The sequence below is a fragment of the Microbacterium sp. 11MF genome, from assembly GCF_000383475.1.
Classification (GTDB): domain Bacteria; phylum Actinomycetota; class Actinomycetes; order Actinomycetales; family Microbacteriaceae; genus Microbacterium; species Microbacterium aquilitoris.
In genome coordinates this window covers 616,322-629,154 of the sequence record NZ_KB911460.1, presented here as the reverse complement: position 1 = coordinate 629,154, position 12,833 = coordinate 616,322, and the positions used below count along the sequence as shown (strand labels likewise).

The 12,833-nt window shown below is 69.7% G+C and carries 16 protein-coding genes; 6 read left to right on the top strand and 10 right to left on the bottom strand.

The features are described 5' to 3' along the window. Positions 1-14: 14 nt before the first annotated feature. Genes resB through H286_RS0109990 form a run of 5 tightly spaced genes read right to left on the bottom strand, consistent with a single transcriptional unit; the run spans position 15 to position 4,507 of the window. Entirely contained in the window at positions 15-1,751 is a 1,737-nt protein-coding gene (gene resB, locus H286_RS0110010) for a cytochrome c biogenesis protein ResB (RefSeq protein WP_020098047.1), read from the bottom strand. Next, positions 1,729-2,535 (bottom strand): cytochrome c biogenesis CcdA family protein, encoded by an 807-nt coding sequence (locus H286_RS0110005; RefSeq protein WP_020098046.1) that lies wholly within the window; start codon positions 2,533-2,535, stop codon positions 1,729-1,731. Before H286_RS0110005 ends, resB begins: the two co-directional genes overlap by 23 nt. Continuing rightward, a complete protein-coding gene (locus H286_RS0110000; RefSeq protein WP_018186854.1) occupies positions 2,532-3,131 on the bottom strand; it encodes a TlpA family protein disulfide reductase in 600 nt (199 codons plus the stop codon). Before H286_RS0110000 ends, H286_RS0110005 begins: the two co-directional genes overlap by 4 nt. Beyond that, entirely contained in the window at positions 3,128-3,757 is a 630-nt protein-coding gene (locus H286_RS0109995; protein WP_028497478.1) for a histidine phosphatase family protein, read from the bottom strand. Before H286_RS0109995 ends, H286_RS0110000 begins: the two co-directional genes overlap by 4 nt. Before the next feature lie 60 nt (positions 3,758-3,817). Beyond that, positions 3,818-4,507: a DedA family protein gene (locus H286_RS0109990; protein WP_020098044.1), complete on the bottom strand. Its 690-nt coding sequence runs from the start codon at positions 4,505-4,507 to the stop codon at positions 3,818-3,820. A 108-nt stretch (positions 4,508-4,615) separates the two neighbouring features. Here H286_RS0109990 and aspS point away from each other — a divergent pair, with 108 nt between their 5' ends. The 6 genes from aspS to H286_RS0109960 all read left to right on the top strand — a co-directional run bounded on the left by aspS (position 4,616) and on the right by H286_RS0109960 (position 11,276). Then, the gene (aspS, locus tag H286_RS0109985; RefSeq protein WP_020098043.1) at positions 4,616-5,956 is read left to right on the top strand and encodes an aspartate--tRNA(Asn) ligase; all 1,341 of its coding nucleotides are present in this window, start codon (positions 4,616-4,618) and stop codon (positions 5,954-5,956) included. Between the two features lie 88 nt (positions 5,957-6,044). Further along, positions 6,045-7,217, top strand: coding sequence for a mechanosensitive ion channel family protein (locus H286_RS0109980; RefSeq protein ID WP_020098042.1), 1,173 nt, complete (start codon positions 6,045-6,047; stop codon positions 7,215-7,217). Between the two features lie 114 nt (positions 7,218-7,331). Continuing rightward, positions 7,332-8,465 (top strand): ABC transporter substrate-binding protein, encoded by a 1,134-nt coding sequence (locus H286_RS0109975; protein WP_020098041.1) that lies wholly within the window; start codon positions 7,332-7,334, stop codon positions 8,463-8,465. After that, positions 8,462-9,367: a hypothetical protein gene (locus H286_RS0109970; protein ID WP_020098040.1), complete on the top strand. Its 906-nt coding sequence runs from the start codon at positions 8,462-8,464 to the stop codon at positions 9,365-9,367. Before H286_RS0109975 ends, H286_RS0109970 begins: the two co-directional genes overlap by 4 nt. Continuing rightward, a complete protein-coding gene (locus H286_RS0109965) occupies positions 9,364-10,167 on the top strand; it encodes an ABC transporter permease (protein ID WP_020098039.1) in 804 nt (267 codons plus the stop codon). The genes H286_RS0109970 and H286_RS0109965 overlap by 4 nt, the downstream gene beginning before the upstream one ends. Then, on the top strand, positions 10,164-11,276 hold the full coding sequence (locus H286_RS0109960) for an ABC transporter ATP-binding protein (protein WP_020098038.1): 1,113 nt from the start codon (positions 10,164-10,166) through the stop codon (positions 11,274-11,276). The genes H286_RS0109965 and H286_RS0109960 overlap by 4 nt, the downstream gene beginning before the upstream one ends. A gap of 5 nt (positions 11,277-11,281) precedes the next feature. Here the strand turns inward: H286_RS0109960 and H286_RS0109955 are convergent, their stop codons facing one another. The 5 genes from H286_RS0109955 to H286_RS0109935 all read right to left on the bottom strand — a co-directional run bounded on the left by H286_RS0109955 (position 11,282) and on the right by H286_RS0109935 (position 12,807). Then, entirely contained in the window at positions 11,282-11,581 is a 300-nt protein-coding gene (locus H286_RS0109955; RefSeq protein ID WP_020098037.1) for a Dabb family protein, read from the bottom strand. Next, entirely contained in the window at positions 11,578-11,835 is a 258-nt protein-coding gene (locus H286_RS0109950; protein WP_020098036.1) for a glutaredoxin family protein, read from the bottom strand. Before H286_RS0109950 ends, H286_RS0109955 begins: the two co-directional genes overlap by 4 nt. Positions 11,836-11,932: 97 nt before the next feature. Then, positions 11,933-12,031 carry a 30S ribosomal protein bS22 gene (locus tag H286_RS14805; protein ID WP_003792170.1) on the bottom strand — a complete coding sequence of 33 codons (99 nt, stop codon included), beginning with the start codon at positions 12,029-12,031 and terminating at the stop codon, positions 11,933-11,935. Positions 12,032-12,111: 80 nt separating this feature from the next. Continuing rightward, positions 12,112-12,303 carry a helix-turn-helix domain-containing protein gene (locus tag H286_RS0109940; RefSeq protein WP_018186843.1) on the bottom strand — a complete coding sequence of 64 codons (192 nt, stop codon included), beginning with the start codon at positions 12,301-12,303 and terminating at the stop codon, positions 12,112-12,114. Positions 12,304-12,402: 99 nt separating this feature from the next. Then, positions 12,403-12,807, bottom strand: coding sequence for an ArsR/SmtB family transcription factor (locus H286_RS0109935; RefSeq protein WP_018186842.1), 405 nt, complete (start codon positions 12,805-12,807; stop codon positions 12,403-12,405). Positions 12,808-12,833: the final 26 nt, after the last annotated feature.

Below are 12,833 nucleotides of genomic sequence, written 5' to 3'. Positions count from 1 at the left end.
GGAGATGGGTGGGTTCAGTTTACGTTCGCGGGGACGCCTGGGGCGGATGCCGGTTCGTCATCGAGCGCCCTGCCGTGCCGCTGGGCGAGGTCGGCGACCGCGATCGCGATCGCAGGATCCTCACCTCGGGCCAGTCCCGCGTACTCGAGCGTCACGGCGTCGCCGCCCGGGGTCGCCTTGACCCACATGCGCCGGCGCGGGACGAACAGGGCCGTGAAGAGACCGACCATCGCGAGGATCGCGAACGCGAGCACCCACGGGGCGCTCGAGTCGTTGTGGATCGACAGCGAGACGTAGCGCTTCACCGACTCCGGGGCGCCGTTCTTCGTCTCGTCCTCGAAGGTCACGCTGCCGCGGCCGCCCGGCAGCTGGACGGTCTGCCCCGGCGAGAGCTCGAGCGACGGGGTGTCGGCGTTGCGCCCGGCGATTTCGGTCATGCCGTCGGTGTCGAGCGCGTAGACGGAGCGCGCGTCGCCGTTGTCGATGCCGAGGTCGCCCTCGTAGACGAAGAACGTCAGGCGCGGGTCGACGAGATCGCCGTACGCCGAAGTGAGGGCACCGCTCTGGAGCGTGGCGACCGTCGGGTAGAAGAAGCCGACGAGGCCGAGCTGCTCACCGCCGGTGTCGGGGATCTTGACGACGCCCGACGAGGTCATCGTGGGGCTTTGCGGCAGGAACGGCACCGACTCGCTGAAGACGACGTCGCCCGCGCCGTTGCGGACGGTGATCGTCGGAGCGTAGCCGTTGCCCATGAGGTAGACGCGGTCGCCCGCCATCGTGATCGGGTGGTTCACCTCGATGACCTGGTCCTCGGCCTTCTGCCCGGGGAAGCGCGTCGTCACGTGAGCGGCGAAGTCGCCCGCCTGCCCCGACGGCGGCGGCGCGTAGGTCACGTCGAAGCGGTCGAGGGTGATGGAGTACGGCGTCAGCGCCTCGGTGTCGACGAAACGACCCGGGTTGAACGAGGTGTAGCCGAGGCCGAGTGAGTTGACGAAGCCGTCGCCCTCGGTGATGACCGTCTGACCGGTGTAGGTGAACCCGCCGCCGATGCCGACCGAGAGGAGCACTCCCACCAGCGCGCCGTGGAAGATCAGGTTGCCGGTCTCGCGGAGGTAGCCGCGTTCGGCGGAGACCGAGGCGACGCCGTTCCGGTCGTACCGCTCGACGCGGTAGCGGGCCGAGCGCAGCTGCGCCTCGGCGAGGTCGACCGCGTGCGCCGCGTGACCCGCGGCATCCTCACCCTCGGGAACGGCGACCCGCGACTCGACGTGATCGTCCAGGCGGGACAGGCGCGCAGGGGTGCGCGGAGGGCGGGCGCGCAACGCCTTCCAGTGGTGCTTGGTGCGCGGCAGCACGCAGCCGATGAGGGAGATGAACAGGAGGATGTAGATCGCCGAGAACCACACCGACGAGTAGACGTCGAACAGCTGGAGCGTCTCGAACGTCGGATAGAGGTCGGGGTTGGTGGCCCGCCACTGGGTGACGCCGTTCGGGTCGGCGCTGCGCTGCGGCACGAGCGATCCCGGGATCGCCGCGATGGCGAGCAGCAGCAGCAGCACGAGGGCCGTCCGCATGCTCGTCAGCTGCCGCCAGCCCCACCGCAGCCAACCGACGACGCCGAGCACGGGCTGCGCCGGCGAGCCATCGTCGGCCGCGCCCCGCTCGCCCGTCTTGTCGAGGTGGTCGCTCGGTCGGAGCGGTCCGTCGACGGCCGTCGCGCCGGAACGGTCAGAAGAAGGTCGGGACACCACCGATCACCCCCTGGAAGTTCGAGATGAGCGTCGTCCACACCCCGGTCACCATGAGGACCCCGAGCGCGACCAGCAGGAAACCGCCGACGATGTTGACCGTCCGGATGTGGCGGCGCACGAACGAGACCGAGCGTGTCGCCCAGCCCGCGCCGAGCGCGAGGAGGACGAACGGGAGCCCGAGTCCGAGGGAGTAGGCGACCGCCAGCGTCCCGGCCCGGAGGGGGTCCGCCTGGCTGTAGGCCATCGTCAGGATCGCTGCGAGCGTGGGGCCGATGCACGGCGCCCAGCCGATCCCCATGGCGACACCCAGCAGCGGGGCGCCGAGGATGCCGAGGTTCTGCGTGAGCTGCGGACGATAGATCTTCTGCGCGAAGCCGAAGACGCCGACGAAGACCAGTCCGAGCGCGATCACGACGAGACCCAGGATGCGGGTGATGAGGTCCTGGTACTCGATGAAGAGACGTCCGAGGGTGCCGGCGAACACGCCCATCATCAGGAAGATGACGGTGAACCCGGCGATGAAGAGGGCGACCCCGAGCAGGAGGCGTCCGCGGGCCGGCGCATCGACGCGGGTCCGCGTCGCGGCTCCCGCCGGGGCGGTGCCGGCGGCATCCGTCGATGTCACCCGTGAGGCGCGAGGGGTCATGGCTCCGCCGAGGAAGCCGAGGTACCCGGGGACGAGCGGCAGCACGCACGGCGAGAGGAAGGAGACGAGTCCGGCGAGGGCCGCGATCGGGATCGCGATCCACAGCGACCCGTCGACCACGATCGAACCGGGGTTCATCCCTTCTCCGCCAGGGTGTCGTCGACGAGCTCGCGGAGCGTGGTCGCATCGGGCAGCTGACCGAACAGTCGTGCGGCCACCCGGCCCTTGCGGTCGACGACGAGCGTCGTCGGTGCCGCCTGGAGCGAGGTCCAGTCCGCGAATGCGAGCTTCAGGTCGACGTCGCCACGGGCGAGGATCGACGGGTAGGTGATCTTGTACGTCTCGTCGAAGGAGGTCGCCTGCTCGGGACCGTCGTAGATGTTGACGCCGAGGAAGTGGGCGCCGTCGCCCTTCGTGTCCTGGTAAGTCTGCTCGAGGACGGGTGCCTCCGCCCGGCACGGACCGCAGGCGGCGTACCAGAAGTTGAGGACGACGACGTCGCCCGCGAAGTCGGTGCTCGAGATCTCCGACCCGTCGGTGCTCGTTCCCGTGAACGACAGGGCGTCGCCGCGCTGAGCGGCGGGGATCGTCTCGACGCGACCGTCGCTCGAGATGAAGCCCTGCGTGTTGCCTTCGCGGTACAGGTCGGAGAGGTTGTCGTTCTCACTCGAGCAGGCTGCGAGACCCGCGACGAGCGTCAGAGCCGCGACGGCGGCGAGGATGCGGCGTCTCATACGGCCCCCACGTCCACAGCGCCGGCGGTCGGGGCCGGCTCGGCGTAGTCGACTTCGCGCCAGACGTCGCCGTCGAGCTCGAAGCTCGTGATGCTCGACAGGTCGCACCGGCGGCGACGCGGGTCGTGACGGAGCGGGAGTCCTGCGACGGACAGGTGCGTGATCCAGATCGGGAGCTGGTGCGAGACGATCACCGCGTCGCCCGAGGGCGTTCGGTTCCACGCGTCGCGCATCGCCGCCTGCATGCGCTCGACCACCTCGAGGTAGGCCTCTCCCCAGCTCGGCAGCGCGGGAGTGCGCAGGTGCCACCAGTTGAGCGGGTTGCGCAGTGCGCTCCGCATCCGCTTCCCCTCGAAGACGTTCGTCGGCTCGAGCACACGGGCATCGATCACGGGGGTCAGCCCGAAGAGCTCCGCGATCGGGGCGGCGGATTCGCGCGCCCTCTCGAGCGGGGACGAGACGAGCGACTTGACGGGACGCCCCTGCGCCTTCAGGTGCTCGGCCGCGGCACGGGCCATGTCCTGACCGTCGTCGCTGAGGTGGAAGCCCGGAAGTCGCCCGTACAGCACGCGGTCGGGGTTATGGACCTCCCCGTGGCGCACGAGATGGAGGCGGGCGGCAGGCACGCCTTCAGTCTACGTGAGGGGGTCCTATGCAGGGCCTGAGCGCCGACCGCACGCGGGGCCTCAGCCGGCGGCATCCTCCGTCGACTCCCGGCGGTGACGGACGGCGGCGCGAATGCGGACGAACAGGAACCACGCGACGAGGGCGACGACGACGACGATCACGATGTTCTGGAAGACGCCGGCGTACTGCTCGACGATGTGCCAGTTCTCGCCGAGGAAGAATCCCGCGAGCACGAAGATCGAGTTCCAGATGAGGCTGCCGGCCGTCGTCAGGAGCCCGAACTTCCACCAGGGCATCTTGGAGACGCCGGCTGGGATCGAGATGAGGCTGCGGAACAGCGGCACCATCCGGCCGAAGAAGACCGCGACCGAGCCGTGCCGCTCGAACCAGGCGACCGTCTTGGTGACGTCCTCCCCCTTCATGAGAGGCAGCTTCTCGGCGACGCGCGTGAGGCGCTCCGCGCCGAGCACGCGGCCGAGCACGTAGAGGATGTACGCGCCGGCGAGCGACCCGAAGGTGGTCCAGCCGATCGCTTCGGCGAGGGTGAACGACCCACGCGACGCGGCGAGACCGGCTACGGGCAGCACCGCCTCACTGGGGATCGGCGGGAAGAGGCTCTCGAGGCCGACGGCGATGGCCGCGCCCGCGGGACCGATCGTCTCCATCAGCATCACGAGCCAGTCGGCCAGGGCCGACAGCCACGACCCGCCACCCGAGGAGGAGGTGGCGGCAGTGTTCATGACGGTCATCGGGTGCTCTCTCGCGCTCGGTGATCGGATGCCCGGCCGGGCTCCCCGTCGGGTCAGCCTACGGTGCGGGAGGTTTCGGAACCTGGGCGCCGCGTAGACTCGACCCTCGTGAGTGAACGCACCCTCGTTGAGCAGCTGCAGTCCCGTGAAGACGGCCCCGTCTCGGTCTCCGGATGGGTCGAGACCGTCCGAGACCAGAAGAAGGTGCAGTTCGTCATCCTGCGCGATGAGACGGGCGCCGTGCAGCTCGTCAATCCCGCGACGCGCCCCGCCGAGGACGGCAGTGAGCAGGATGCCGCGGCCCTGGCGCTGACGGACCTCATCTCCAACCTGTCGACCGGCACCTTCCTCACCGCGACCGGTGAGCTCAAGCACGACGAGCGGGTCAAGCTCGGCGGCGTCGAGATCAAGATCGGCGGGCTCGACATCGCGGCCGCCGCTCTGCCCGAGACGCCGATCGCGGCGGACTCCGGCCTCGACAAGCGCATGGACTGGCGCTTCATCGACCTGCGCCAGCGTCGCAACAACCTCGTCTTCCGCATCCAGACGACCCTCGAGCACGCGATGCGCACCTACTGGGTGGAGCGCGACTACATCGAGGTCCACTCCCCCAAGCTCATGGCCTCGCCATCGGAGTCCAACGCCGAACTCTTCGAGGTGCCCTACTTCGAAGACAAGACGGCCTACCTCGCGCAGAGCCCGCAGTTCTTCAAGCAGATGGCCCAGGTCGCCGGCTTCGGCAAGATCTTCGAGATCGCGCCCGCCTTCCGCGCCGACCCCTCGTTCACCTCGCGCCACGCGACCGAGTTCACCTCGATCGACGCCGAGATCAGCTGGATCGACTCGCACGAGGACGTCGCCCGCATGCAGGAGGAGCTCCTGCAGACCGCGATCCGCGCCGTCGCCGACAAGCACGGCGACGAGATCAAGGCCCTGTTCGACATCGACGTGGTTGTCCCCGAGCTGCCGTTCCCGCGCATCCCGCTCGCCGAGGCGCGCGAGATCGTCGCAGCGCGCGGGTACGAGATCCCCCGCACCGACGGCGACCTCGACCCCGAGGGTGAGCGTCAGATCGCGGCGCACGTGCAGGAGACCTACGGTCACCAGTTCGTCTTCATCACCGATTACCACCCCGAGATCCGCGCGTTCTATCACATGCGCGACGAGGAGACCGGGCTGACGAAGTCGTACGACCTGCTCATGGGCGGCGTCGAGATCACCACCGGTGCGCAGCGCGAGCACCGCGTCGACGTCCTGATCGAGCAGGCCAAGGAGAAGGGTCTCGACCCCGAGCACCTCGACTTCTACCTCGACTTCTTCCGCTTCGGCGCGCCGCCGCACGGTGGCTTCGGCATGGGCCTCGCCCGCGTGCTGATGCTGCTGCTCGGCCAGGACTCGATCCGCGAGGTCACGTACCTCTTCCGCGGACCCACGCGCCTCGCCCCGTAACACGGCACCCCGCACTCTCGGCAACCGCTCGGCTCCGGCCGGGCGGTTGTCGTATGGTGGCTGACTCTCCGACGGAAGGATCAGCGGTATGTGGGATGGATGGGTGGACTTCGGGATCGCGGTCGTCGTCGGGATCGGCGTCGCGATCGTCGTCGCCGTCATCGCGACGATCGTGCTGGCGGTCGTCGCGCGCCGCCGGCGATGGGCGGGGGTCCTGAGCCGGCAGTCCCGCGCTCCGTTCCGGATGCTGCTGCTCGTGGTCGCGCTCTGGGTCGCCGTCCGGGTGGCATTCCCCGACGAGACGTGGCGCGGCATCCTGGGCCAGATCCTGACGATCCTCATCATCGCGGCGAGCGCGTGGCTGCTGGCCTCGCTGGTCGTCGTCGCCACCGACGTGGCGCTCGGGCGGTACCGCATCGACGTGCCCGACAACCGGGTGGCCCGCCGCATCCGCACGCAGACCCTCGTCGTCCGGCGTCTGGCGATCGCGATCATCGTCATCATCGGGATCGGCGCCGTGCTCCTGACGTTCGACTCGGTCCGCGCGATCGGGGCGAGCGTGCTCGCGTCCGCGGGCATCGCCTCGATCGTCGCGGGCCTCGCCGCGCAGTCCGTGCTCGCCAACGTGTTCGCGGGTCTGCAGATCGTCTTCAGCGACGCCCTCCGGGTCGATGACGTCGTGGTCGCCGACGGCGAGTGGGGCCGAGTCGGCGAGATCACCCTGAGCTACGTCGTCCTCGACCTGTGGGACGACCGACGCCTGGTCCTGCCGTGCACGTACTTCACGACGACCCCCTTCGAGAACTGGACCCGCAAGGGATCGGAGCTCCTCGGCGCCGTCGAGATGGACCTCGACTGGAACGTGTCGCCCGCCCTCATGCGCGCGCATCTGCGGCAGGTCCTCGAGCGCACCGACTTGTGGGACGGACGGACGTCCGTCCTGCAGGTGACGGATGCCGTCGCCGGCTACGTCCGCGTCCGCATCCTCGTCACGGCGAAGGATGCGCCGACCCTGTTCGACCTCCGCTGCCTCGTCCGCGAGGCCATGGTCGCGTGGGTGCAGGAATCGATGCCACAGGCCCTGCCCGTCCAGCGCGTCCTGATGACGGATGCCGCAGCCCCCGCACGACGGACGTCCGCCGACCCGACGCCCACCGGTGATGGCCTGTTCACCGGCAGCGCCGAGGCCGAGCGACGCGCGAGCACCTTCACGAACGCGATCCCGATCCTGCGGGAGGACGACGCGGAGCCGTCGACGTAACGTCACCGACCGTTCACGCATCGGGAGTCCTCGGGTCATCGGCCGGACGTAGCTTCCCCTCGTTCCCCCCGGCGCCCCGCATCCGCGGACGCCGGAACACCCGAGAGGAAACGCATGTCCCGCATGTCCCGGCGGCGAGCCGTCACGCTCGCCCTCACCACCATCGCCGCGCTGTCCCTGGCCGGCTGCGCCGGTGCCACCGGCGCCGAGAACGCCTCCGGCGCCAAGCCCGCCGCGGCGACCGCGAAGAGCGTCAGCGACCTCGGCGGCTTCGACAAGCTCGAGGCGGCGGCCAAGGCCGAGGGCGCCCTGAACGTCATCGCCCTCCCCCGCGACTGGGCCAACTACGGCGAGATCCTCGACCTGTTCACCAAGCGCTACCCCGAGATCACGGTCACCGAGCAGTCGCCCGACTTCTCGAGCGCCGAGGAGATCACCGCGGCCAAGACCAACGAGGGCCTCGACACCGCGCCCGACGTGTTCGACCTGGGCCTGACCGTCGCCCTCCAGAACACCGACCGCTTCGCGCCGTACAAGGTCCAGACCTGGGACGACATCCCTGCGGAACTGAAGGAGCCGACGGGCCTGTTCGTCGGCGACTACGGCGGGTACATGTCGGTCGGGTACGACTCCTCGAAGTTCGCCGCGCCGACGCAGCTCAGCGACCTGCTGAGCTCGGAGTTCCGCGGCTCGGTCGCCATCAACGGCGACCCGACGCAGGCCGGTGCCGCCTTCGCCGCCGTCGGGCTCGCTACCGTGCAGTCCGGCGGGTCGCTCGACGACTTCCAGCCGGGGATCGACTTCTTCTCGAAGCTCGACAAGGCCGGCAACATGCTGAAGCTCGACGTCACGAGCGCCACCGTCGCGAGCGGTGAGACGCCCGTCGTCTTCGACTGGGACTACCTGAACGCGGCGCACTCCGCCGACGTCCCCACCTGGAAGACGGTCGTGTTCGACGGCGTGGGCTACGCCGGCTACTACAACCAGGCCGTCAACGCCGACGCCCCCCACCCCGCCGCCGCGCGGCTGTGGGAGGAGTTCCTCTACAGCGACGAGGTGCAGAACCTCTGGCTCAAGGGCGGGGCACGTCCCGTCCGCATGGAGGCGATGACGAAGGCCGGCACGATCGACGCCGACCTCGCCGCGAAGCTCCCGAAGGCCCCCGCCGACACGGTCGTCCCCACCGAGGACCAGTCGACCGAGGCCGGCACGCTCCTCGGCAAGGAATGGGCGGCCGCGGTCCAGTGACCGCTGTCGCCCCCGCGGGGAGCCCGGTCACGGGCTCCCCGCTCCCCCGCTCGCGGCGGATCGGATGGTCATGGCTGGGCCTCGTCCCCTTCCTCGCCTACCTCGCCCTGTTCCTCCTCCTCCCCACCGTCCTCGCCGTCGTCACGGGCTTCCAGGACGGCACCGGGGCGTTCACGTGGGACAACCTGACCGCCCTCGTCGATCCCGTGATCACCGAGACGTTCTGGAACTCGACCTGGGTCTCGCTGCTCACCGCGGCCATCGGCGCAATCGTGGGATCGCTCGTCTGCTTCGCTCTGCTGGGGCTGCCCGAGGCCGGAGTGATCCGCGCCGCGGTGGATGCGGCATCCGGTGTCCTCGCGCAGTTCGGCGGCGTCATGCTCGCCTTCGTGATGGTCGCGACGCTCGGCACGCAGGGTGTCATCACCCGCCTGATCGCCGGCGCTCTGGGAATCGACATCTTCGCGGACGGCGCCTGGATCTACGGACTGCCGGGCCTCATCCCCGCGTACATCATCTTCCAGGTGCCGCTCATGGTCCTCACGTTCATGCCGGCCCTCGCCGCCCTCCGCCCCCAGTGGGCCGAAGCGCACATGACCCTCGGCGGCACGCGCGCCGGCTTCTGGGCACACGTCGGCTTCCCCGTCCTCGCCCCCTCGTTCCTCGCGAGCCTCCTCCTGCTGTTCACGAACGCGTTCTCGTCCTACGCGACGGCAGCCGCACTCGCCAGCCAGGGCTCGTCGATCGTGCCGCTGCAGATCCGCACCGCGCTCACGAGCGAGACCGTGCTCGGCCGCGAGAACCTCGCGGGGTCGCTCGCGCTCGGCATGATCCTGGTCGTCGCGGCGGCGATGGTCGTCTACAACCTGGTCCAGCGGCGGGCCTCGAGGTGGCAGGCATGACCCGCTCGCCCCTCGCCCCCTCCCGGGCGACACGGTGGACCATCGGCATCCTCGTCGGAGCGGTGTTCGCTGTCCCGTTCGCAGCGACCCTGCTGTTCACCCTGACCGCCGCCGACGGCAGCCTGACGCTCGACCGCTGGACCGCGCTGTTTGACCCGGCCCGCGCCGCGGCCTACGTGCCCGTCTGGGCGGGCCTGGTCAACTCCCTCGTCCTCGCGGTGGTGACGGTCGCGATCGTCCTCGTCGTCCTCGCGCCCACGATGGTGCTCGTCGCCCTGCGCTACCCCGCTCTCCGACGGGTGTTCGAGTTCTTCGCCCTGCTGCCGATCACCATCCCGGCCATCGTCCTGGTGGTCGGTCTGGCACCCATCTACCTCGCGATCGGCAGGACGTTCGGCACCGGGACGTGGAGTCTCGCCTTCGCCTACGGCATCATCGTCCTCCCCTTCGCCTACCGGTCGATCCAGGCCTCGATCGACGCCGTCGACCTTCGGACGCTCGCCGAGGCGGCGCGCACGCTCGGCGCGAGCTGGCCGGCGGTCCTGATCCGCGTCATCGCGCCGAACCTGCGGCAGGGGCTGCTGGCGGCATCCCTCATGACGGTCGCCGTCGTCCTCGGCGAGTTCACGATCGCCTCGCTGCTGAACCGGCAGGTGCTGCAGACGGGACTCGTCCTCGTCAACAAGCAGGATGCCTGGGCCTCCGCGATCTTCACCCTGCTGGCGCTCGCCTTCGCCTTCGTGCTCCTGCTCATCATCGGCCGCGCGGGACGCGTCGGCGCCGGAAGGAAGACCTCATGACTCTCGACGTGACACCCGCTGCCCGCGCTCTGCCCCAGACCGCGGACAACCGCCTGCTCGCCGCCGCCGGCGACGGCACCCGCGTGGCGCTGCGCGGCATCGTGAAGGACTACGGTCCGACCCGGGTGCTGCACGGCGTCGACCTCGACATCGCACCGGGCGAGTTCGTGTCGCTCCTGGGGCCGTCCGGGTGCGGCAAGACGACCGCGCTGCGCGTGATCTCCGGCCTCGAGGACGCCACGGCGGGAACCGTCTCGTTCGGCGGAACCGACGTCTCGCGGACGCCGACGAACAAGCGCGACATCGGCATGGTGTTCCAGGCCTACTCGCTCTTCCCCCACCTGCGCGTGCGCGACAACGTGGCCTTCGGGCTCCGCCAACGCCGAGTGGATGCCCGGGCCGCGCGTCGCCGGGCCGGTGAAGCGCTCGAGCTGGTCGGCCTCGACCACCTCGCGGACCGCTACCCTCACCAGCTCTCGGGCGGGCAGCAGCAGCGCGTGGCGCTCGCTCGCGCGCTCGTGACCGAGCCCCGGGTCCTCCTGCTCGACGAGCCGCTGTCGGCCCTCGACGCCAAGGTCCGCGTCCAACTGCGCGACGAGATCCGGCGCATCCAGCTCCGCCTCGGCACCACGACCGTCTTCGTGACGCACGACCAGGAGGAGGCCCTCGCGGTGTCGGATCGCATCGCCGTCATGGATGCCGGGCGCATCGAGCAGATCGGGTCCCCCGAAGAGCTCTATCTCCGACCCGCCACACCCCGCGTGGCCGCGTTCATCGGGCTGTCGAGCTCGGTGCCCGGCGTCGCCGCGGGCGGCACGGCCACCGTGTGGGGGACGGATGTGCCGCTCCAGAGCGACGTCCCCGACGGGGAGGTCGACGTCCTGCTCCGTCCCGAGCACGTTCATCTGGTCGGTGCCGGATCAGGTGTGGGGGCGGTCGTCGAGGAGAGCATGTTCCTCGGCAGCATCCGCCGCTCGCTCGTGCGCACCGACGACGGGTCGCTCGTCCGCCTGCAGCATGCGCCCGACGAGAGGCTCCAGTTCGGCGAGCGGGTCCGCATCGCCGTCCGGCCGGTTCCCGTCGTCGCGACGCCTCGGCAGACCCGCTAACGGCCTCAGACCTCGAAGTCGACCGCCAGGCGGTCACCGGTGACGCTGCGGATGTAACCGGCCACCTGCTGGTGAGCGGGGTGCGTCTGGTAGGCATCCAGCGCGGCGAGGTCATCGAGGTCGATGACGAGAGCGACGTCCGCGTTGCTCTCGGGCACGGCGACGTTCACGCCGACGCTCAGCGAGCGGATCACGGGGACGACGCCGACCAGGCCCTCGAGGAGGCGCGCGACCTCGGCCGCGTGCTCGGCTCTCGTCTCGGCGTCGTCGGCGGCCATCCGCCAGATGACCGTGTGCCGGATCATGCGCGGTCCTTCTCTGCGAGGGCGGCACGGAGGCGATCCGCAGACAGTCGCCAGTGGGCGTGCAGGTCTCCGTCGATGAGGACCACCGGGATCTTCTCCCACCACGTCGAATACAGCTCGGCGTCGTCGGCGATCGACAGCTCCCGGACCTCGACCTGCCCCTCGGGGAGATCGGCGACGACGGTGTCGACGATCTCGCGCGCGACGTCGCAGAGGTGGCAGTCGGGTTTCGAGATGAGGGTGAGTGCGGTCACGGCATCCATTCTCACCCGGGAATGGATGCCCCGGACGCAACACGAAGCGCCCCGACGACCGGCTGACCGGACGGGGGCGCTTGGTGTGCGATGCCGCTTACTTCTTGTTGCGGCGCTGGTGGCGAGTCTTGCGAAGCAGCTTGCGGTGCTTCTTCTTCGCCATGCGCTTGCGGCGCTTCTTGATGACTGAACCCACGGTAAACCTCACTAAGTAGGGGTCTGGACGCCCGATATCGGCGTCCGGGAACGGCAGAACGAAAAATGCCTCGGATCAGTCTAGCCGACGTCGGCGATGGGACGTTGCAACGCTGCGGTGACGGCCGTCTCGGGGACGCGGTAGCTGCGACCGAAGCGGACAGCGGGGAGCTCGCCGGAGTGCACCAGACGATAGACGGTCATCTTCGAGACGCGCATGAGGTCTGCGACCTCGGCGACCGTGAGAAAGCGCACATCCGAGATGTCCGACATGTGTGTCCCCTTTGAATTTTTCATCCCCGCGAGTCCCTCCACATTAGGGGTTCGCTGGGACGCCTGTAAACCTGTGTGACCGGTGTGACGGAAGGCGGGTCAGCGACCCGGCAGCTTGTTGAAGACGCTGGTGACCGCGTGCTTGGCCGACGCGGCGGCCCGCCCCACGACCTCGGCGGCGTGCGCCGCTCCCTCCGTCAGCGTCGCGCCGGCGGCATATTCGTCGTCGGCGACCGCGAAGAACGGGAAGAGCCAATCGTCGACCGCGTCGAGCGGCTCGGGCGACAGGCTGTAGTAACGGTGCTGGCCGTCCTCGCGGACGGAGACGAGGGATGCCTCGCGCAGTACCTTCAAGTGCTTCGACACGGTCGGCTGGCTGACGCCGAGCGCGGTGACGATCTGCGAGACACTCGTCCCGTTACCCCCGGACGCCCCGCGCTCGCGGAGCAACTGCAGGATGTCCCGACGGGTTCCGTCGGCGATCACGTCGAAGATGTCCGCCATGGCATTAGGTTAGCCCGCCCGCGCGC